This window comes from Pseudomonas sp. CCC3.1 (genome assembly GCF_034347405.1).
Classification (GTDB): domain Bacteria; phylum Pseudomonadota; class Gammaproteobacteria; order Pseudomonadales; family Pseudomonadaceae; genus Aquipseudomonas.
Map to the genome: position 1 here is coordinate 4,117,402 of NZ_CP133778.1, position 20,883 is coordinate 4,138,284.

Annotated in this window: 17 protein-coding genes and 1 pseudogene; 6 read left to right on the forward strand and 12 right to left on the reverse strand. The window is 50.1% G+C overall.

The genetic code is table 11. The features are described 5' to 3' along the window. Positions 1-154 precede the first annotated feature (154 nt). From RHM56_RS18085 to RHM56_RS18105, 5 genes are all read right to left on the reverse strand, one after another. Entirely contained in the window at positions 155-367 is a 213-nt protein-coding gene (locus RHM56_RS18085; protein WP_322234660.1) for a hypothetical protein, read from the reverse strand. Between the two features lie 736 nt (positions 368-1,103). After that, positions 1,104-2,522, reverse strand: coding sequence for a heavy metal sensor histidine kinase (locus RHM56_RS18090; protein WP_090409099.1), 1,419 nt, complete (start codon positions 2,520-2,522; stop codon positions 1,104-1,106). Further along, a complete protein-coding gene (locus tag RHM56_RS18095) occupies positions 2,519-3,193 on the reverse strand; it encodes a heavy metal response regulator transcription factor (RefSeq protein WP_017736210.1) in 675 nt (224 codons plus the stop codon). Before RHM56_RS18095 ends, RHM56_RS18090 begins: the two co-directional genes overlap by 4 nt. Positions 3,194-3,760: 567 nt before the next feature. Continuing rightward, on the reverse strand, positions 3,761-4,666 hold the full coding sequence (locus tag RHM56_RS18100) for a cation diffusion facilitator family transporter (RefSeq protein WP_026136732.1): 906 nt from the start codon (positions 4,664-4,666) through the stop codon (positions 3,761-3,763). 321 nt (positions 4,667-4,987) lie between these two features. Continuing rightward, positions 4,988-6,138, reverse strand: a protein-coding gene (locus RHM56_RS18105) for an IS3 family transposase (protein WP_104502081.1) whose coding sequence is annotated in 2 segments (ribosomal slippage) — positions 4,988-5,904 and positions 5,904-6,138 — 1,152 coding nt in all. Because the reading frame shifts where the segments join, the coding sequence is not laid out codon by codon here. Between the two features lie 310 nt (positions 6,139-6,448). Between RHM56_RS18105 and RHM56_RS18110 the strand changes: the two genes are divergently transcribed. The 3 genes from RHM56_RS18110 (at position 6,449) to RHM56_RS18120 (ending at position 9,158) form a co-directional block, all read left to right on the forward strand. Then, positions 6,449-7,123: a heavy metal response regulator transcription factor gene (locus tag RHM56_RS18110; protein WP_153326421.1), complete on the forward strand. Its 675-nt coding sequence runs from the start codon at positions 6,449-6,451 to the stop codon at positions 7,121-7,123. After that, a complete protein-coding gene (locus tag RHM56_RS18115; protein ID WP_153326419.1) occupies positions 7,120-8,538 on the forward strand; it encodes a heavy metal sensor histidine kinase in 1,419 nt (472 codons plus the stop codon). Before RHM56_RS18110 ends, RHM56_RS18115 begins: the two co-directional genes overlap by 4 nt. Positions 8,539-8,693: 155 nt before the next feature. After that, positions 8,694-9,158 (forward strand): DUF411 domain-containing protein, encoded by a 465-nt coding sequence (locus RHM56_RS18120; RefSeq protein ID WP_153326417.1) that lies wholly within the window; start codon positions 8,694-8,696, stop codon positions 9,156-9,158. Positions 9,159-9,650: 492 nt separating this feature from the next. Here the strand turns inward: RHM56_RS18120 and RHM56_RS18125 are convergent, their stop codons facing one another. Then, positions 9,651-10,205, reverse strand: coding sequence for an ATP-binding protein (locus tag RHM56_RS18125; protein WP_322234664.1), 555 nt, complete (start codon positions 10,203-10,205; stop codon positions 9,651-9,653). A 191-nt stretch (positions 10,206-10,396) separates the two neighbouring features. Between RHM56_RS18125 and RHM56_RS18130 the strand changes: the two genes are divergently transcribed. Both RHM56_RS18130 and RHM56_RS18135 read left to right on the forward strand, forming a co-directional pair. After that, positions 10,397-11,437, forward strand: a complete 1,041-nt coding sequence (locus RHM56_RS18130) for a hypothetical protein (protein WP_198822264.1) — start codon at positions 10,397-10,399, stop codon at positions 11,435-11,437. 1,118 nt (positions 11,438-12,555) lie between these two features. Next, positions 12,556-13,104 carry a 3'-5' exonuclease gene (locus tag RHM56_RS18135; RefSeq protein WP_153328938.1) on the forward strand — a complete coding sequence of 183 codons (549 nt, stop codon included), beginning with the start codon at positions 12,556-12,558 and terminating at the stop codon, positions 13,102-13,104. A gap of 28 nt (positions 13,105-13,132) precedes the next feature. Here RHM56_RS18135 and RHM56_RS18140 read toward each other — a convergent pair whose 3' ends face one another. From RHM56_RS18140 to RHM56_RS18155, 4 genes are read right to left on the reverse strand one after another with little or no spacing between them, the layout of a single operon-like run. Further along, positions 13,133-13,615 carry a Mov34/MPN/PAD-1 family protein gene (locus RHM56_RS18140; RefSeq protein WP_153328936.1) on the reverse strand — a complete coding sequence of 161 codons (483 nt, stop codon included), beginning with the start codon at positions 13,613-13,615 and terminating at the stop codon, positions 13,133-13,135. Then, positions 13,612-15,396 (reverse strand): ThiF family adenylyltransferase, encoded by a 1,785-nt coding sequence (locus tag RHM56_RS18145; RefSeq protein WP_153328934.1) that lies wholly within the window; start codon positions 15,394-15,396, stop codon positions 13,612-13,614. The genes RHM56_RS18140 and RHM56_RS18145 overlap by 4 nt, the downstream gene beginning before the upstream one ends. Then, entirely contained in the window at positions 15,380-16,630 is a 1,251-nt protein-coding gene (locus tag RHM56_RS18150) for a nucleotidyltransferase (RefSeq protein WP_198822260.1), read from the reverse strand. The genes RHM56_RS18145 and RHM56_RS18150 overlap by 17 nt, the downstream gene beginning before the upstream one ends. Beyond that, positions 16,631-17,797 carry an SAVED domain-containing protein gene (locus tag RHM56_RS18155; RefSeq protein WP_322234667.1) on the reverse strand — a complete coding sequence of 389 codons (1,167 nt, stop codon included), beginning with the start codon at positions 17,795-17,797 and terminating at the stop codon, positions 16,631-16,633. Between the two features lie 96 nt (positions 17,798-17,893). On the opposite strand from RHM56_RS18155, the gene RHM56_RS18160 reads away from it, so the two are divergent. Further along, positions 17,894-18,331, forward strand: coding sequence for an AbrB/MazE/SpoVT family DNA-binding domain-containing protein (locus RHM56_RS18160; protein ID WP_322234669.1), 438 nt, complete (start codon positions 17,894-17,896; stop codon positions 18,329-18,331). A gap of 327 nt (positions 18,332-18,658) precedes the next feature. Here the strand turns inward: RHM56_RS18160 and RHM56_RS18165 are convergent. Both RHM56_RS18165 and RHM56_RS18170 read right to left on the reverse strand, forming a co-directional pair. Beyond that, positions 18,659-18,990: pseudogene (locus RHM56_RS18165) on the reverse strand (hypothetical protein). A 1,440-nt stretch (positions 18,991-20,430) separates the two neighbouring features. After that, positions 20,431-20,874 carry a hypothetical protein gene (locus RHM56_RS18170; protein ID WP_153326396.1) on the reverse strand — a complete coding sequence of 148 codons (444 nt, stop codon included), beginning with the start codon at positions 20,872-20,874 and terminating at the stop codon, positions 20,431-20,433. Between the last annotated feature and the right edge of the window lie 9 nt (positions 20,875-20,883).

Genomic DNA, 20,883 nt, shown 5'->3' on the forward strand with positions numbered 1-20,883 from the left:
AGATTTATAAGAACAATAAGTCTTAGAGATGATCTCTGTATCTGAGTAGTTCCGTCTATCACCGCTGGAATAGCTAACACTAAATGTAAGAAAAAGCCAGATATTAATCTGGCTTTTCGTCGATACAAATCGTCATTTTACATCTAACCGCCTATTAGTTGTCGGCTTGCTCCTGACGCTCTTCCTGCTTTTCTTGAGCAACTTTCTGTTTACCTTGCTCCGAGGAGTCAGGGCCCCACAAGCGAGCCTGTTCGGCTCGGAAGTTTTCCTTGAACTGCTTAGTTCGCTCGAAACCATCTTCAGCAAACGCGAAACCTGTAAGCCCAATTAGCAGGCTGCCAATAGAGAAGTATTTTACGAATTTCATTGAAGCCTCGATATTCACTAGGTCTGCCTTGATAGCATCCTTTGTTGGTTACTAGTCTAGGATTACGAAGCTAACGGCAAGATGAGTTAATAATTACAATTTCGTAATTTTACGCTTGGCGAGAAGGTTTAAGTCTTCCAGGCGATAACAAAAGACGATGAAGAGCTGGGGCTTTTATTAATTTTCAATTTTGATATCCGGTGCATTAACACTGGAGGCTTTTCTTGCTTGCCAAGGAGCTAATCATGTTCGTTTTAGAGCCCTGAGTGGCAGAAGTCTTTGATTTTCGCCCATGCATCAAGACTCAATTTACAGCTAAGTGAGCTTTCATTTTACATTAGGGCGCGCGACGCGGTCGCGGGGGAGATCAATTGATTTTTTTCGATGAATTTACGATCTCCGCCGCATATTCCGGGGGAAGGTGCAAGAGAGAAGGTGCGGCCTCATGCCGTCGAGATCGACTTACAGTTCGAAGCATTTCAAATTCTGCAGAGTGTAGCGGGGTCTCTGATCGTTGAGCGCTATGCAAAAGCAACGGTTGCGAATTATTCGGTCTGAAGTTCAGAGACCCGCCGGTTTTCTACGCGCCATGTGAGGATTCTGGCGATAGAGTTTTTTCTCGCATAACGTCAGTGAGTCCTTGAGCACCCACGCGTCGGCTACGTCTCAGGCATTCGCGCCTGCACCTAGAGCGAAGGGGGCCCATCTATAACCGGGCCTTCTTCGTTACACGGAGCTAAGCTGGCTTCATTTCTTGTTGTTTCATTTGAACTTCGGGGAAGTTAAGGTGAAACCAAGTGAAATTCTGATCCGTAACTTCCACGCTTGCCGAACCCTGATGCAAAATCATGATTGACTGAACGATAGCTAAGCCAAGACCGGTGCCACCCTCGCTTCGTGCTCGACTTTTGTCCACCCGGTAAAATCGCTCGAACAAATGCGCGTGGTGTTCCTTGGCGATCCCACGTCCCGGATTGCCAACACTCAATGTAGCGCCGTCAGCACCACGTTGAACCTTCACGTAAACCGTCCGACCACGAGGGCAGTAGCGGATCGCGTTCGAGACCAGGTTCGAGACGGCTCGCTGAATCATTATCTGATTACCATGCACCACGTCTCCACTTCCTGCGATCTGGAGCTGTATCTCACCTTCTTCGGCCGAAATGCTGAACAGATCGCAGACCCGCTGAGTTTCGTCGATTAGAGATACGCTTTCGAACTCTACCATTGACGCTGGGTGGCTGACTTGGGCTAGGAATAGCATGTCGGAAACCATCCGGCTCATGCGATGTAGCTCTTCAGTGCACGACTCTAGGACCTCTCTATACTCAGGGAGGGATCGTTCCCGAGTTAACGCGACCTGAGCTTTACCCATCAGGTTAGACAGTGGTGCCCGCAGTTCGTGAGCAAGGTCGTCAGAGAACTGCGAAAGCTGCTGAACTCCGTCGTCTAAACGCATCAGCATGATGTTAATTCCATCGGCGAGATTCTTAAGTTCTGCCGGCATCCCCTTTGTTGGAAGGCGATGCTCAAGGCTCTCGGTGGAAATCCTTGAGGCGACCTTCAGGAACTTGGTGAGGGGGAGCAGTCCTCTGCGTACAGTCCACCACCCAATTGCCAAGATCAGCATGAGAATAAGAGGCGACACCATTAATGCCCAGGTGAGCAACGCATCAAGAAGGGCATGGTTAGATGACTGGTCCATGGTCATGAATACACTAACTTCGGTTCCATCGCCTAAGCGCATGACTCGTGAGGCGCTCATTAGCGGGCGGCCCGTCGAGTCGCGCCACTCTCGCTGCTCCGCCTGTTCGGTAGGCTGGAATTTGTGCACTTCCATGTTGACTTGCTTCGAGCCTATCGAGAGCAATGGAGTTAGAGTTTGTGTCGATTCGAAGATGCTGACGTAAAGATTGTTATGCCCCATGACCAAGTCAACAAGCTGGTGGGCGTCTGCATTTACACCAGAAATAGCAGTGATTGCGGAAAGGTTGTGAGCCATGCCTGCCATTTTCACTTCGAGGTCGGTTCGGGCGTTTCTCTCAAGAGCTTGGCTCACCATCAGATAACCGAAGGTGGCGAAAAGAAGCAGCAACGCCGCACTCATCAGTCCAACTTTGAATCCCACCTTCACAGCGAGGCTGAAAGGCCTCATGTACGCTCCTCCAACACGTATCCGACGCCTCGAAGTGTGTGTATGAGCTTGGTCTCAAATGGATCATCAATTTTTGAGCGCAATCTCCGGATGGCGACATCAATGACGTTAGTATCGCAGTCAAAATTTACGTCCCAGACCAACGAGATTATTTGCGAACGGGCAAGCGCTTCGCCTGTTCTGCTCATTAGTAGGTGCAGGAGAGCAAATTCCTTTGTGGTGAGATCAATGCGTGTCGCTCCTCGGCATACTCTATGGCGCAAGGAATCCAATTCCAAATCCGCAACTATAAGTGTGCTCTTCTCGACAAGCTCATCGCCACGCCTTTGCAGTGACCGGATGCGAGCAAGCAATTCGGGGAACTCAAAGGGCTTGACGAGATAATCATCTGCACCACCATCCAAGCCCCTAAGCTTGTCATTAATGCGTCCGCGGGCAGTCAGCATGATGATGCGAACCCGGCTAGTTTTTCTGATAGTTTCCAAGAGGTCCCAACCATCGATGCCCGGGAGGTTCACATCTAGGAGTACGAGCGAATAAACAATCGTATTGAACAAGTGAAGAGCATCAACACCATTGTGTACAATGTCTACGACGTACCCGCTTTCGGATAGACCCTGCTGAATATATTCCGCGGTTTTAATCTCGTCTTCCACAACTAGTACGCGCATAACTTATCTCAAGGTGTGAGTAAGGAGGGGGCCGAGCTCTCCCTGATCGTGATTTAAGGCCAGTTTAAAGTTTCTCTGCGTGCTTGGCATGTGGTGATTTCTACCTATATCAATACGCCGTGATCAACTCAGGATGCTCGAATATTAACGCGAAATAGTGGGTTTTGGCGAAAAATTACAAATTTTTAATTTGATCGCAAGGCCACTGAAAGTTGTGGCGATTTAAATTATTGGTGCAGCATAGCTTTGATGAATCAGGTAGTTGAGCACTGCCACGACTGGCGGATGCACCAGACTATTCTGCTCGAGAGCCGCTGGATATTTTTTTGGTCAGTTCCATTGTGATTTGGCATCAATCGATCCGAGTAAAAATTATATTCCTGGTTAACGTGCCAATATTTTAGTTTTGTAACCTTCAGCTGGTGGCATTGTTGCTAACGCAACGTGACAATAAAATAATTTTTAATTGACCTGTCTCTCGACGCTAAGTAATGAGCCAAAATTAATCTAAATTTTTGGTGCTGACGCCTTCAATATTAATCCTACGATTTAATTTTTCTAGGTTGACTAGTGTGGAGGAATTGGAGTGTCCTTATGGAAGTCCGTATTCTCCATTTGAATTGTGCAATGGTGAATGTCGAACGCATGACTTACCGCATTGATTACATCTGCTAGCGCAGCATCTCGATCTACTGAGTCGCGAACTACAACGTGCGACGTCAGTACGTTGCGACCGCTACTTACAGCCCAAACATGTAGATCATGAACGTCTGTGACACCATCGACACGTAGAATCGTCGACTCGATCTCCTTAATGTTGAGGCCGCCAGGAACCCCTTCCATAAGGATTCCCAAACTCTCGCGCATTAGCTGCCAAGTGCGCGGCAGCACCCATACTCCGATCGCTACGGCGACGACCGTATCGATCCAACTCCAACCCGTAAACCGGATTATAAGTGCGGCAATTATCACGCCCAATGACCCAAGCATGTCGCTCCAAACTTCGAGATAGGCTCCCTTGACATTCAGACTTTCATTACTCGCTGAGGAGAGCAAGCGCATCGATATCAGATTTACAACAAGGCCCCCAATAGCGATCCACATCATCGCGCCGGTTGCGATCTCAGAAGGTATTAGGAAGCGTTGATAAGCTTCGTACAAAATGTAAATAGCCACCATGAAGAGCAATAGGGCGTTGAATGTAGATGCTAAAATTTCCAGGCGAGCATAGCCAAAAGTTCGTTTCTGATCTGCTGGCCGCTTGGCTATTTGAAGCGCAATCAACGAAATCATCAGGGCGGCAGTATCTGTAAGCATATGCGACGCGTCGGACAGCAATGCTAAGCTGCCAGTAATCCATGCTCCGATCACTTCAGCAATCATGAAGCTGCCTGTCAAGGCCAGTGCCATGACTAGCTTTTTCTGGTGACCTTCACTTAGCGCTGCAGCGCCATGAGAGTGATTAGATGCCACATACTTCTCCTTCCGTAACGTAGAGGACGCACACTTGCCCTGCTATGGAGCTACGTGTTTCCTAAATATAGCTTAATTAAGTATTCTGTTCGCCGACTTTTAGAAAAAATCATATTTTGGTCAGGTATAGGATAAAATAACGACTTTACGAATGCTGAGTTTTAAGCGCCATGCTAAACGGTGGCTACGTTTCAAGTGGTAGATTGCTACTGATTTTGATCATAAGGCGACTCAGGCGAAATCAAAAGGTCTAGGCGGGATTCTGTCGGGATTGTAATTACGCGGTCATCGTGTCGTTATGAGTGAATCGCCCCGGGTTTCCTAGACACTCTCCAGGCTCGCTGCGTAACGCTTTTCAAACTCTACCGGTGACAGCTGATTGTTGAAACTGTGGCGTCGTTTTGGGTTGTAAAACATCTCGATGTAATCGAACACATCATCCCGAGCATCCTGGCGTGTAGTGTAGATTTTACGCTTGATCCGTTCCCGCTTTAGCAACTGGAAAAAGCTCTCCGCCACAGCATTGTCGTGGCAGTTACCTCGACGACTCATGCTGGCTACCAGGTTGTTAGCTTTCAAGAAGCTTCGCCAGTCTGAGCTACTGTACTGACTTCCTTGATCCGAGTGGATCATCACCTCTTGCTTCGGCTTGCGTCTCCAAACCGCCATCAGCAGTGCATCAATGGCGACGTCGCTGGTCATCTGCGACTTCATTGACCAACCAATGATCTGGCGTGAAAACAGATCGAGCACCACGGCCAAATACAGCCAGCCTTCATATGTTCGGATGTAGGTAATGTCTGTGACCCAGACTTTGTTGGGTTCTCTGACATCGAATTGGCGCTTCAGTAAGTTCGGTGAGGCAACGGCTGGTTTACCGCCATATTTCCCCGGCCTTCGTCGATACCCAGTCTGAGAACGTAGCCCTTCAAGGCGCATCAACCTAGCCACCCGGTGACGGCCACAGCTCTCTCCAACCTCTCGCAGGTCATCATGGATCTTGCGATAGCCATAAACACCACCGCTTTCCAGCCAGGAGTGTTTGATCAACCCAAGCAGTCGCTGATCGTCCTTGGCCCGCGCAGATTTTGGTTCTGATAGCCACGCGTAATAGCCGCTGGGATGAACCTTGAGTGTCAGGCAAAGGCGTCGAATCGCGTAATGACCCGCTTGCTGCTTAATAAAGGCGTACTTCAGCCGCACTCCTTGGCAAAGTACGCGGCGGCCTTTTTTAAGATGTCTCGCTCCTCCGTCACCCGTTTCAGCTCGGCACGTAGACGACGAACCTCAGCGCTCTGATCATCCTCCTCGACGCGCTGTTCCTGGGGCTTGGTGTAGCGCTTAACCCAGGCATAGAGGCTGTGCACGGACACACCCAATCGTGCAGCCACCTCCGAGACAGGAAGCTGCTTTTCGGTCACTTGCTTGACCGCCTGGATTTTGAATTCTTCGGGATAACGCTGGTTGCTCATGGCACCTCCTAATGGGCCTCATTTTAAGGCTTGGAGGTGTCTACGAAACTAGGGGCGATTCAGTCCGACATAAATTGCAATAACTTAGAACTTGCTTTTTTTAGGCAATCAGACCCAGAAAAACACTGCGACAAATCGTCGCCATAAGGGCTATGAGCTTGGTATTTATCGAGAAAAGCTTGACCCTGTAGCTACTACAGCGTTGAGAATACTCTGAGATGAACGGACTGTGAAAACTAATTCAAATAGCGCATATATATGAAAATAACAGCGTATTTAAGTAACCGACATTAAGACGGGAATCAATGATATGCGAATCCTTGTTGTAGAGGACGAGCCGAAAACTGCCGAGTACATGCACCAAGGTTTAACGGAGAGCGGCTATATTGTCGATATTGCAAACACGGGTCTAGATGGGCTACACCTGGCACAACATCAAGCATATGACATTGTGATACTGGATGTTAACTTGCCCGAAATGGAGGGCTGGGAAGTACTGTCACAACTCCGGAAGACCAATAATACGAGAGTGATGATGGTCACCGCCAGAGGTCGCCTTGATGAGAAAGTTAGGGGATTGGAGATGGGCGCAGACGATTATCTGGTAAAGCCTTTTGAGTTTCCTGAGCTCCTTGCACGGGTTCGCACCCTCATGCGCCGCAGTGAGCAAACTGGCTTACCAGAAGTGTTACGCGTCGGCGATCTTGAGTTGGATCAGGGGCGCCATAGAGCCTTTCGAGGCACCCAACGAATCGATCTGACGACGAAGGAATTTGCTCTCCTTCACCTGCTGATGCGTCATAGCGGAGAGGTAATGTCGCGTACCCAAATCATCTCACTTGTGTGGGACATGAATTTCGATTGCGACACCAATGTGGTTGAGGTTTCGATTCGACGGCTTCGCGCAAAGATTGACGACCCCTTCGAGCACAAGCTGATCCACACCCTACGTGGTGTCGGCTATGTACTGGAAGCTCGCGAATGAGGCCGACACGCCTGTCCATGAGGTTAGGGTTAACGGTCACGGCAATGAGCGCTTTCTTGGTGCTGGTAATGGCGGCGTTTGCCTATGCCACCATCGCACATCAGCTTGATCTACGCGCGAAGGACGGGCTAGGGGAAAAGCTTCAGCAGATCGAACACAGCTTGGCTGAGAGTTCGATCACTGCAGCCGATATCGTGCTGCATCCACATAATCTTCGCGATCAGATCATCGGGCACGATAACTTTACCCTGACTATCCTGGATTCAAGCGTTCCTCGAAGGCGTTTATTGAACCTTGGAAACAACGAAAACCTGGAGCTTCCACGGGTCATAGCGAGCTTAGGTTCTCCTGATTTTGAGCAATTCAAATCGCCCGAGGGGTTTGAGGTTTTGATGGCTCATAAACTGGTAAGGCTTAAAAACGATCAAACCGTCCTGGTCATGCTGTCGCTTGATAGAAAGAGCGATGCCGCACTCCTCAACGCTTACGTCAAATCCACGATCATCGCGTTACCTTTTATCCTGCTGCTGGTGGGCGGGTGCGCTTGGTTAATTGTCCATCGTGGATTAAAACCACTCCGAGCTTTTCGCAAGGTGGCTGAGCGCGTATCCGCGAGGGATCTTTCCCATCGAATGAAAGTGACCAATCTGCCGGATGAGTTGCGGGACTTGGCCCATGCCGTCAATTTCATGCTTCACCGGCTGGATGGAGATGTGCAACAGCTCGCCCAGTTTTCAGACGACTTGGCCCACGAACTTCGATCTCCAATGAACAACCTCATGGGCAAAGCGCAAGTCACCTTATCTAGGGAGCGCCCGCCAGCAGAGTACAAACGGGTTCTTGAATCCTGTACAGAAGAACTTGAGCGACTGTCGCGCATGGTGTCTCAGATGCTTTTCCTCGCAAGTGTCAGCCAACCGCAGGCACCGATTGCCTTTACCACCATTGATTTGAAAGAAGAGGCCGAAAAGGTTGCTGAACTGTTCTCACTGGCAGCCGACGAGAAAGATATGGAGTTATTGGTTGAGGGCACAGCACAGACCCAAGGAGATCGGCTCATGATTCAGCGAGCCATCTCAAACTTGCTGTCCAACGCCATTAGACACGGCGTCCCCGGCAGCGCCATCACTATTTCCCTGGACATGCGCGGGGACGAAGTGTGCCTTGACGTACGCAATTTAGGTGAGGGCATTGAAGCAGTTCACCTGCCTCGCGTTTTTGATCGTTTCTACCGGGTTCATGCCAGCCGTGCTCGTCAGCAAGGGGGGACAGGGTTGGGACTCGCGATCGTCCGCTCGATCATGAGCCTGCATGGGGGGCGTGTCGCGGTTGAAAGCATGCTAGGAACCATCACGACGTTCAGCCTTATTTTTCCTAAGACGGTCTGGCCAAAGCGGGCACGTGCGGCTCCCTGAAATTTCAGGACAAAGGATGAATACGTTGTAAAATCTTAGGTTAGACCCCTTTATATCTAGTTACATACTAGATTTGCAGTGACATCTGATTTTTGCCAACGTCACCGCCAAAGCTTTTAAAAATGCCCTTCACCTCCCCAAGAGTCACAATCGCCATGCCCCTCAACCTCTTCAAAAATGCCGGCCTTGCTGCATCGATTGCTATGGCGATAGGTTTCTCTGCCGAACTGCGGGCCGATGCCGGAAAATCGATAGATGTGTATCGAGATCCGAACTGTAGTTGCTGCACCAAGTGGATTTCTTATTTAAAGGATAAAGGTTACACCGTGAGGGATCATGAAGAAGAAAACATGAGTGCCGTGAAAGAAAAACTGGGTGTACCTGCCAACCTCGGGTCATGCCACACAGGTGTGGTAAACGGCAGGTTTGTTGACGGTCACGTGCCAGTGGAGCAGATTGCAGAACTCACCAAACGCTCGGATCTGATCGGCGCTGCTGCGCCCGGAATGCCTGTGGGGTCGCCGGGAATGGAATCAGGCGGACGTCGAAGCGCCTATCAAATCATGGGCCTGAAGAAATCTGGAGATGAAGTCGTTCTGGCGGATTACCCATCACAATGACAATGTTTCCGCATCGTAGCAGCGATAACAGCTTCTCCGCCAGGTGATTTGGCTGACCGGTTACATTGGGAAGATTCAAGACTCTCTTCCCCTACATCCTCTGCATTAAGGCACCCCATGAGCCTCGACAAGACGAAAAATTGACAAGTATCCGCAGTGAGGGAAACGCATACCTCATTCACCCGGTGAGTGGACGCTTTTGCTCAAAGCTGATCGCCAGCAAGGAGCTTGCCAATGGTTCTATCAGTTCGGATAGCAGCGCGAAGGCGAGCCTATAGAACTCTCCGTTGGTAGTGTTCAAGGTGGCCCTAACCGTTGTGATAGAAAAGTTAGCAGCTAAGTCTCGATCAGACGCAGCCCGGCAAATGGACTCGACTACATTTGAAAGAAGTCTTATAAAAACCAGCGATTGCATTTCATTTGACCAACTATCTGCATCCGATCTGACCAGTTGCACGCCCGTTGACCATCCGAGACTCGTGCAGGAATTTCCTAATTGCGTTTAGGCTTTTTACCCCGCTGCATCGATTCTCCTTTTAATTCGATGACGTGAGACTTGTGGACGATTCGGTCAAGAATCGCATCGGCAATCGTTGGGTCGTAGAACAAGTCGTACCACTTCTCTTTTGGATACTGGCTAGTGATCAACAATGATCCGTTTTGTGACTGCTGGTCGATTACGTCCAGGAGAAACGGGCCTAACTGATCATCGATGCCCCCGATACCTAGATCATCGATAATCAGCAACTCCGCGCGTATCAATTGTCGGCGCAGCTTCGGCATGGTGTGGTCGGCATAAGAAAACGATATTTCTTCAAAAAGCTTGGTGGCGGTGCGATACAGCGTTGGTCGTCCGAGACGACAAGCCTGGTTGCCAAGTGCGCAGGCGAGCCAGGTTTTTCCCGTTCCTGTAGCGCCGGTGATGATCTCGTTCTGACGTCGCGCTAGCCATTCGCACTCTCCTAAGGTCATGACGGTGTTTCGGTCTATTCCACGAGACGCTTTGAATTCAATGCTACCCCAGTTCTCTCCACAGCGCGCTTCCACCCACCATCAGGCCATACCGATGCTTGAGGTCGAGCTCTAACTCGGACGCTAGGATTTGGATCTGGTCGGGTTCACGCATCGCACTTAATGTCCGGTTCGGTCACAGTTAATAGTAATAAACCGTCTCCTTGCGCTCCAGCCGTAAGACTTCTACATTTTTTACGGTACAGAAGTCAGCCAAGGATTTTCAAATGTCTGATTTTAAAAGAATTGAACAAATCTATTCGGACTTCGCAGATAGCTTGCGCGAGGACATTCCGGAAAATAGTAATCCCAGGAGCAATACCGTCGAAATGCTCTCTCTCAGTTATTGGTTTGAAGGGTTGAGGCAGAGAACAGGGCTCAAAACTTCCTACGCTCTAGAGCTTCATTTTGAACCAGAGTCATTTCGAAGAAATACCAACGGCACGATCCGGCATTACCGAAGCAAGTGGTCGAGGTATGAACAAAATCTAATTACGCCCAAGGCCAAGACCTTGAACAGGGTTGAGCTATTGGCACCAGGATCGACACGGGATTTGCATCATCCGCTGTGGGCGTTGATGAGGCAGGTCATCAAGAAAGAAAGAATTGATTGCGACGACTACTTCAGGTCGCTAAGCACAGAGATCCAGCTGGTACTGTTCGGCGATGGCAGCGACATTTTTTGGGACAGTCCACGACGCGAACCAACTACTCAGCTTTTGCTCGAAAAACTCGAACGTAGAGCGAGTCTTGATTCCCTGTCAGCACTGATGGCTTTGGTAATAGAAGCGGATCATCTGGGTAAGCGAGCCTTCGCGATGAAAGCGACGAGCTCTCTGCACAGAGTCCTTCTAATGCTAGCGATGGAGCTACAGGCACGAGGTGTTGCCGTCGGCCTGATCGATTGGCTTGCTATGAACGTGCTACCTCTGGGAGCGCCTGGTCACTTGCAGGTATGTATGACTAGCACTGACTACATCCACGCGTCAGCCCATCTAAACACGATGGTTTACCAGCATCCGCAACGGCGCGGTAAATGCCTGCCGTGGAAGCCACGCGCAAAAGTCATGCTCAAACTGCTTGGCGGGGATATGGGGGTGGACGTTATGCATGCTATGCGCCCGCAATTTGCGCTGAGGACGGATGTTGGTGACATCACGGTTGACCTGATTGAAGAGTTCAAGAAGATGTCCGCGCTCAGGACATGGGGTTGGAAGTGCATACTCGACGGCACGCGACAGGTAATGCCGCCCGTAAAGTTGTTTTAAATGATCTCAGGCTGGGCATTCCGACAATCGACCGACTATTTCATACCCCCCTTAACACCGATGCGTACCTACAGTCTGATAGAAGCTTTTGGTCAAGTCCAATGCAAACGGCTGGTCACATCCAATGCAAACGACTGGTCAGTGCTGATGCAAACAGGTGGTCAGGTACGGTGCAATTCCCCAATAGACACTCAAATGAAGGAGAAATATCAATGCATAGCTTCCCTGCGCTATTAGAGCATTTGGCGCTTTTCCTGAGGGTCGTAGTAAGCGTTTTTAGGAGACGCAAAGGCCTATGAATAGGATCGTTTGAATTTCTGGCGCTTTATTTCACCTTTCGCATACGACCGGTGACCGACTCCAATGACCTCGACCATACCCCCCTCCACTTACTCTACCGAAAGCCTTTTAGCTCATGCTGCCCAACGTCTAAGCATTGCTATCAAAACAGCAAAGATGAGTTTTGGGCAGCGTTTCAGGGTGATGCACCATCAAAAGGGGCTCCGTTGCCTTTCCCGATTGGATCAACCGTGGCCGTGAAGGATTGGATGACGTACTACATCAACTGCGCTCGTAGCGTTGTTGTTCTGATACAGCCCAATCATTTGCAATGCAAAAAGGTGGTCAAATGAAGCGTAATTCCCCAATCGCCACGTTTAGTAGCGTTGTTTTCTGAAAACTCGCATTTGTTCTCAAATCCTTCAGGTGACGCGTCGAACACTTTCTGAATGGACACTGATGCCCTAATTTTTAAAAAATATCTCGTCGCCATGGACACAGTTAAATAGCGCTACAAAGCACTAATTTCGGTGGTTTCGCCAACTGTCCATACCCTGCTAACTAGCGGATGATGTCGCCAGTGCCGTCCTCAGTATTCTGGCACTTGACTGCCCAACGCTCGCTCATAATCTTCCGAGCCCTCATCCGACATTATGAGAATGACACACATCATTATGCTCGGACGCAGAGCTGACCAAAGGAACGTACAATTCCCCGGGAGGCATGCACTGCCGCTGCTCGAACGCCGGATAACAGCGAAATGGGTCAATGGCTTTGCCGCCTTTCCACCGTCACATGGTTACGAGCTTGATCTGGCAATTACACGAAAAGGAAATAACATGAACCCTGATGAGCTTTATGTTTCCGTCGACGTCGAGACTTCTGGACCTATACCAGGCGAATACAGTCTGCTTTCCATTGGAGCTTGCCTTGTAGATCAACCTGCCACGTCCATCTATCTTGAACTACGACCTGACAGTCCAAAACACGACCCAGAAGCACTGGCAGTATCGGGGCTGAGTCTGGAGAAGCTGGAGCGCGAAGGACTCACTCCGCAACAGGCGATGCTGACATTTGGTGAATGGCTGAAATCATGCTGCCAAACGGGACAGAAGGTCATTTTCGTAGGACTCAATGCACCGTTTGACTGGTCATTCGTCAACTACTACTTCCACAAATACTTGGAAACCAACCCCTTTGGATTTACCGCTATCGACATGAAGGCCTACTTCATGGGAGCTGTAGGTTGCAGCTGGCAGGAAACAAAATCATCCAAGATGACCGCTGCGCTGAAGCCACTCAGCGAACCGAACCATAACGCCTTGGATGATGCTCGCTTTCAGGCAGAGCTCTTCGCGCTAATGCTTGCGGGTAAAGGTAACCGCTGACGTGCCTCCCACGGCACCGACTTGAAGCTTATCTAAGCCAAGTTGCCTCAACATATCTGCCGCCCCTGAACGACCACGCCTTGATGCCTTCTGGTTTTTCGGACTTGCCAACGATAATGGCTATTGGGTGCGGCAGATCCTGCGTATAACGCGCAGCAAATCTGAAAAAACTTCCTATGTCTGCCGGAGAAATCACCGGGACAGATTGGGGATGCGTATGCCAATAGCCCACCAGACGTAACCCTTGTTCGTTGGCAGCTTGGATCTCCTGACGGCACCGCTCCGCATCCAACTCTAGCCAAGACCAGCCTGACCGATCGGCGCAATGAGGCAACGTGGCCAAGGCCAGCAGCAACCCTTTCGGATTAACCGGGCTGACGAATAACTGTCCCCCTCGCTCCACGCCAAAAAGGCCCTGCCGATGACTATCCAAGATGTCCGCGACAGCTTGCGACACCAATAGCTCGGAATCCACCTCCGCCCATCTCCAGCGCCAAGCGATATCCGTCATACAGTTTCATCCCTATGTTCCGGCCATCCGCGCTCGAGTAAGAGTTGCTGCGCCCCCTCTGGCAGCTTGGGCCCATGGTATTGGCCTCCTAGGCTCGGCACATCTTCAGGCCTGTAGATGCTGCTGACCCAAGATGCAGTGCCGATGTTGCCGGTCAATGCGCGTAAAGCCGTGTGCGACACCATAGAGGCAATATTGGTCATACCCAGCGACCCGCCTGGAATAAAGCTCTCCCCACACGCGGGCAGTGGAACCACACCTCCTCCCGGCCACTCTGTAAACTTATGAAGAAAATCGCCGATGTCCGTGAATAAATGACGGCCATCAAAGATACCGGCTGGTGCGAATAGTGCGTGGCCCACCTGGGTATAAGGTTCGCTCCAGGCTTGTAAAAGTCCCCAAGAAACGCCGCTGGATTTGGCTCGCCATACAGTGACCTCCGACTGCCAGTCTGCTGTCGTAATCACGACAAGATCTGCGTTATCGAACACTTCTGGTTTGCTGCTCATCACTACTTCTGCAAAAGTCGAATAAGCGGTGCATTCTGTAGTCGGAAGATCTAACAGAATCTTGTCCCTCAACGCTGAGGCTTTCAGCCTCCCTAGGCTATCCGCTCCCAGAACGTGCCTACCCAGATTGGCTGACACCAAAGTGTCAGGATCGATGAGGGTAAGGTGGCCGACACCGGAGCGTGCCAACTGTATTGCCACCGCACTGCCTAACGAGCCAACGCCAACACAAACGACCCGAGCATTTTCAAGGTGCTTTGCTGTGCCGCTTATATCGCGGGACAGAATGGACGCACGATCAAGCACGTCTAGGGCAGTTGCGCGGACGAGTGCCGGAGGATGTGCATTTGCTATGGCTGGCCGGCGGCGCGCTGTGCGCAAGCCAAACTTTGCCCCCCGCTCTTGCTGTACGCCAAGCGAGCGCACATTGAGGCAATAAGTTGGAGCATCCGTCCCCCCAGGAAGCTCCAGGACAATCCATCGACTCGCCAACGTTCCATGCAGCTCAAACCATGCCAGCAATTGCTCGGCATCGTCTGGTTGAAGGTGTGGCGTTAGCCACAGCAATAAATCTTCTGGATCCGGGGTGCGGATATCCGGATAAGTCTGAAGCTTGACGTAAAAACCGGGAGTTTCGGCCGCGCGAATGACAGCGGAGCGCCCGACAACCCGTCGGTAATGCCCTTTGAGTGCAGCTATGTTCGATGCTAGCCAAACCGTTTCCTGACCGGATGGCACAGCCCGGCGCGGATCGCTGAGAGCAAACAACTGCGAGGCGGTCTGAGGTCGATCCAAAAGTAAGAGGTTCTGGAATGACTGACCGTGCTGAAAAGACCAGTAGGTAGTGATCTCATTCTGAAATTCGATATCGCGCGTTGTCTGGCTTGATCCCATTTTGGACAACGAAACGATCTGGGCCAAGCGCGCAAGGCTGTCCTCTACCACGACCTCCGGGGAGCCCATAATGGGGCGCTCCTGAAAGCCATGAAGACAAAGCCCCGACTTGGTGGCATGCGGCCAAACCAGCCATGGAGAAGGTTCGACGTTCAGCCGCAAGAGCCCACGGGGAAAGTTGGAGGGGAAACCTATACGCAGTCGCCGCTCCTGCCCCGTGTAATCGATGGGCAAGGGGAAGTGAAAGCACGCCGCTTCGTCAGCCCGCATGGGTGCGGGCTGGAGCAATGCATCGGCCGCATCCTGACCTAGGGTGTTTCGCAGTGCCGCGATTCCGCGCTGCAATGGCGTCTTAATAGGATCAGCCAAGGCGTCCAACTGGCTTTACGCTCGACTGAGAGGTTCCGCCACCGCTGGCCCCTCCGAAGAGCGAACCCATCGAAGCAGAGTTTCGAGTAGTGCCATCCGGTCGGCCGGGCATCGTCCAATTCGCAGGGATCTCATTGTTCACTACCGTAATGAGTGCCGGTGCAATACCGAAATTCTTTTTCACTGCCTCGGCAAAGGAATCGTTGGATTCAAAACTTTCCAAACCCAATGACACAGATGCACTGGCGTCCGCATGCCACTTGGCAAATGATTGACGATAGCCTTGCCCCTCACCCGGTCGATTCCACTTCTCTGCAAAGTTTTCGCCATTATCGGCAGGGTTGCAGACAAAGAAATCGCTACCTCTTTGCGCGATGTGCTGCGGCATTCTGCGAACGATTTCCAAAATTGCATCGAGCGGTGCCAAAGGCTTCGACTGGGACTCCTTCACGACATCTAGGTACGCGTGAGTGGCCAAAGTGGTGATAACAGCAGATATGGGGCGAGTATCAGCGCTCCTTGTTTTGATGGCCCATTCATCGCGATGCCGCTTAAGCAGCTTTATGGTCGCACGCAGGGGATCTAGATCGATGTAGTCCTGATAATGCGGCAAAGGATCTTGTGTCGCGGCATCAAGCATTCGCTGGCTTTTGGCAATTGCCAAGCTTTCCATAGAGATTTTCTGGGCCGAAGCAACCTGCAACCAATTCGAGTAAGGAATAGGGCTGCTTGCTTTCCACCCTGTGATCCGATCCGGAACCTCCAGCTTACCCTCGCCGTTTGCTTCGCCATTTCCGTTGATCGCGCGGGCAGGTGTGACATCAATGTGGAAACCTGGATTTTCGTCGGCATAAACGATCCGAATACCACGACGTAGTTGCTTAACTTCCTCCTGAACGCGGGAGCCTTCTCTAAAACGCTGTTCAATCGCCTCTAGAACTTCCTTCGCACCAGCGCCTTGAGCGTGAGGGAGCCAGATAATCGCGTCCGCATCAATGGTGTCCAGATCCGCAGGCGCGCCGGGAATTGGCTTGATGGTGGTTTTCAGCCGCATTGAGCCCTGAACGAAGATATGGGCCTCAGCGAGCAACGGATTGTCAGAAGCCGAAAGGATTTTTTCCAGTTGGGAGTAGCGGTCGTTGATTTTTTCGTACTGCGCCTCCGACAGCGAGATTTCCCGCGCGGCGCGAAGCAGAAAATATTCCCAACTGCTGCGCTTGGTCTGTTCGTTGCTCAAAAGCATTTACATAGCCTCCTGGGCCACCGAGCCCAATTGCAGTGTTTGCGTAAACCGATCTTGGTTTTCTTTGTCCCGATCGAAGATCAGGTACGTATGTTGATGCTGCGTTGTGAGCAACGCGCCAAACTCGATGGCCAGTGCCGCAGGAATGGCAGCGAAGACGTGGATAGGATCAGGAGTCAGAGCATCAAGCTGACTCAGTCGTATTTGGAGTGCGTCGCGAAAGGCATGAATCACCCGACGGTTCTGTACCATCGCGTAGCTTGGTTCAGGGATCGACAGCTCTGCAATACATGCACCGGGTAGAGCGTCGGTCACGTCGCGAACTGGAACTTGTGCAGAAATGGAGAGCACCAACGCCAGTGGACCATCGCCGTTGGGTGGAGGCGTGAACAGAAAACTGGGCGGCTCAGCACACTGATCGGGCCAGCGCAAAAGATGCTCGCGGTGAAAAGAGAAGATTAAGCGTTTGGAACGATCGCCGATGCTCTGGCCCAACATCATCAAAGCTGGGATATCGGCCAAGCCTACTACTGCTAGCGCGGGCGAGTCGCCATAGGTGCCGCCCCGACGCTTGAGTTGCTGCTCCAGCTCATACTGGATGCTGTCTTTGACGTTCTGCCAATAGGCAGCGTCCCTGCCGCGCGGTCCGGGCGCAGGGAAGGCAATTTTGATGCCTTGATCGAAGGCGGTTAATCCCTCCGCAGACATCGCAGTCAATAGATCGCGAACGGGAATATCGTTGATCGTCTGGAAATGCTGACTCTGAACAATGAGAGGAATCGCTCTGCCACCATCAGGGGTCGTTGCGGCGATTCGGATGCGCTCTAGGTATGCTTGGTGTAAACCACTCAAATCATTTTCAGGATAACCGTCTGCGTCACGATCAATTTTGTCATGACAGCCTGGGCACAGGAGCATCAGGTTAGCAGTATCGTTCGTGTGCGCCTCAGCATCATGATCCGCGCGTCCCCGAGGCCCCTTGGGACTGGCGGGTAGGATATGCGCCACTTCGCCCCATTTCATTGGCTTGCCGGCACGATAGTCGAACGTTAGATCTGTGCCGCACAGTTCGCAATGACCAGCGGTCTGTGTCCATACGATCCGCTTCGTCTCATCATTCGTGTTAAAGCGCCCAATCGCGGGCTTAGCGTCTTCTGGTTCTGCCATTTCGACCTATCCCCGAGAAACATCCATGATTGAAAACGATGATGGCAAGATAAGATCATATTAAGGTCATTTGCCTCAAATTCAAGAGAGATCTGAGTGGTGACCAATGCTGAGCCAACTTCGAGCAGGACGCTTGTTTTGACTCATCGAAACGGAGTGATGGCAGCTTTCGCTTTCTGGAAAATGCTGATGGGTAATGGCGCTGACCAAAGCGTATGTTGCAGCACTTCGGGAGAGGCAGAAAATCGGCCAAAAGCAGACGGCAGTGATTATCACGCTTCAACCGGCTTAGGCATCGCGAGCATAATGAATCGTTCCTACCAAGACCAAATCGTGGAAAATATTATGATCGAAGCTCAGCGCTGGAACGTGAAATGTCAAAATCCTACAGATGGAAGTGGAGACGTCATCGTTGACTTACCTGCTGACCTACTCGTGAGCATGGGACTCAGTATCGGCGATGAATTGACCATTGAAGTGGTCGACGGAGCAATTGTTTTAACTCCTAAGTCGAAGGATCAAACTATCCCCTGAACCATTTCAGGGCTCGAGTTAAATCTCAGGTTAGCACACAGAAATTGGGGCTATCGACGGCGAAGAAAATTCTATTGGGTTAGACAAGAAACTGCCGTGCTACGCTGCAACTGGTCGATTTTTACCTGTCGCCACCCTTAGATACGTGGCTTGGGTTGGCGACCACTTAAATATTGAGAGTTGGATCGATTGATGGTGTTAAATCCAGTCCGGGATATGACTGACGCCCCTAATATTTTAAGCTTCAATCGACACGAACCTGTTGGGTGACCCCGCGGTAAGTGAAGGCGGCTTAATACCCCGCGGGCGAAAAGTGAGAGTACCCACTTACATCGATGTGACCGACACTACTTTCACAAACCTAAATTTTTTTTGGCCGTCTTTGTAGCTTCTCGTTCTGCAACTAGGAAGCTCAGCGTATCGGCCTCATGCACCATCTGGTGCGTCTCACCCTCGAATTCGCTCCCCACACGGAGCGTAACTTTCGACCTAGATGTGAAGCCTTTTGAAACCGCCTTTTTCCTCGCTGCCTTCCACGGTTGCACGATCACGACATCCGTGACTGTGTCCTGAACGTCTGAGTTAATTGCGGGCGTAGAGGGCTCAGAATCACCGAATAGCGCCCCACGTATCTCATCTTCCATCAATTGCGTATTCATACTATTTCTCAGAAGAGTGACTGACAACTGTCGATCAGTAGCGGTCAACCTATCTCCTTAAAAGCCCCCGGCAATCAACTATCGGTGGGGTTTCTACAACGTTAGGAGGCGAGTTTTGAGAATATAATCACTCACAGCAATTTACCCGTTAGCAAACCTACCGGTTCATGCTCGACTCCAAATATAGCTGCAGCATCAAGGAAATGGTTCGAAGCATCACGGGATCGTCTCCGCAGTATTAGCCTCGCCTCCCTCTCGAATTGACCTTTCATGAGCCACTTGGATGTTTCGGCCTTACGTTTGCCTTTCATGGTCAATCTCATTAGGTCTAATCGTTTTTTTAGGGGGGTCTTGGGGTAACGGTATCACCAAACGCTGGAGCATGGTGATTCACAACGCAAACCGGTCTGACACTTGAATAAACATCACCTCAACCATTCTGGTTTCGGCAATGACCGCAAGAGTAGCGCTGCCGTACTGATGCATAGCTGCCGGCGGAAAATATCCGAATATATCCTGCTGACTATAATCTATAGTCACCAGGATATATTCAGATAGGTGTGGGAGCACTTAGCATTCAGCGGTAACAGTCAGTCATAAGAAAATTATCAATTAAGACAACTTCGGTCCAGCCACATCATCAGAGTGAAGACCTGAAATGTTCTGCGGCTGAAACGGTATACCAAAAGGCGTTCCCAAAGCGCAGAAAACATTTAAACCAGTAAAACAAACACAATATTTATTGAAAGTAAGAAGCATATCCACATTATCAAAATTTTGTGAACACGAATAACGCTTTTCTGCATAAAGTCTGACACAGCACCAATTATCTCTCTAAATATTCCGAGGGTGCGCTTTACGCGCGTAAGGATTTCTGATCATATTTACAAGCTTTAGTGCATACAGTCTGAGCAATTCGTGGTCAAGACTCTGGCTTTGAGGAATCAAGCTTCTGAAGAAGAGTTTTCGTTAACCCGGAACTTTCATTGTCATACTTTCTGAATGTATCTTCAAGATGATAATGCCGTCCGCTTCCCAGTACTTTAACGCATTTAAATCCAACCTGGCCAGGTTATCTTAAATTTTTACACCTATTGTAGGCCCGCCTTCAACTTAGGGGATTCACGACACAAAATATTAAAATTAAAAATCCGCTGATTCTTCTTATTTACCAATTTCAACAAAGCTCGTCTAGTTGAAATGCCAATCACCAAAATTAGCAAACTGAATTTAATAATGACTGAAGCCGCCTACATATTAAAAGCCACATAAAATTATGCACGGCCATTTTTATTCAATGAGCACGCCTTAGCTTCGAGGGTAAGTAAATCATTTGATCATATCCCTTAGCTATGGGTATCGCTGAGGTTGGAATAGATTTAATAATTCGCGCCCACACTTCGAATCAAGTATAAAAAATTGATTTCTAACGAATTGCAGCTAAGGGTCCATAGCAAGTAGACGCACCTCCGGCATTGGATTGCAAATAGGGCATTCAACCACACCTGCCATATCACGCCTAATAAACTTAGAAATATCTAACGACTCTTTTACGATAACGCTGATCACGTGCAAATATTGCACGCGCAACGCCTCATAACTCATGATTGTACGAGTCAAGTCATTCTCTAGCTTTGAAATTTTCACTTTTAAATTGGCAGCGTGCGAGTCCTTATCCAGACTATATTTTTTAAGAGAAAGTGTAGATATGGCTTCATCAAGCTCCCCCTGATGCTTCCTGATAGTTTCTCTAGAAACGTTCGCAAAAACGGCTAATTCCTTTTGGCTATATACATATTGTTCCCCACGACTTAGATATTCAGTATTCAATGCATTCAACGACTCATTAAGATACTCACTCAACCGCTTTCCTCTACGCTGCATTTTGAGTCT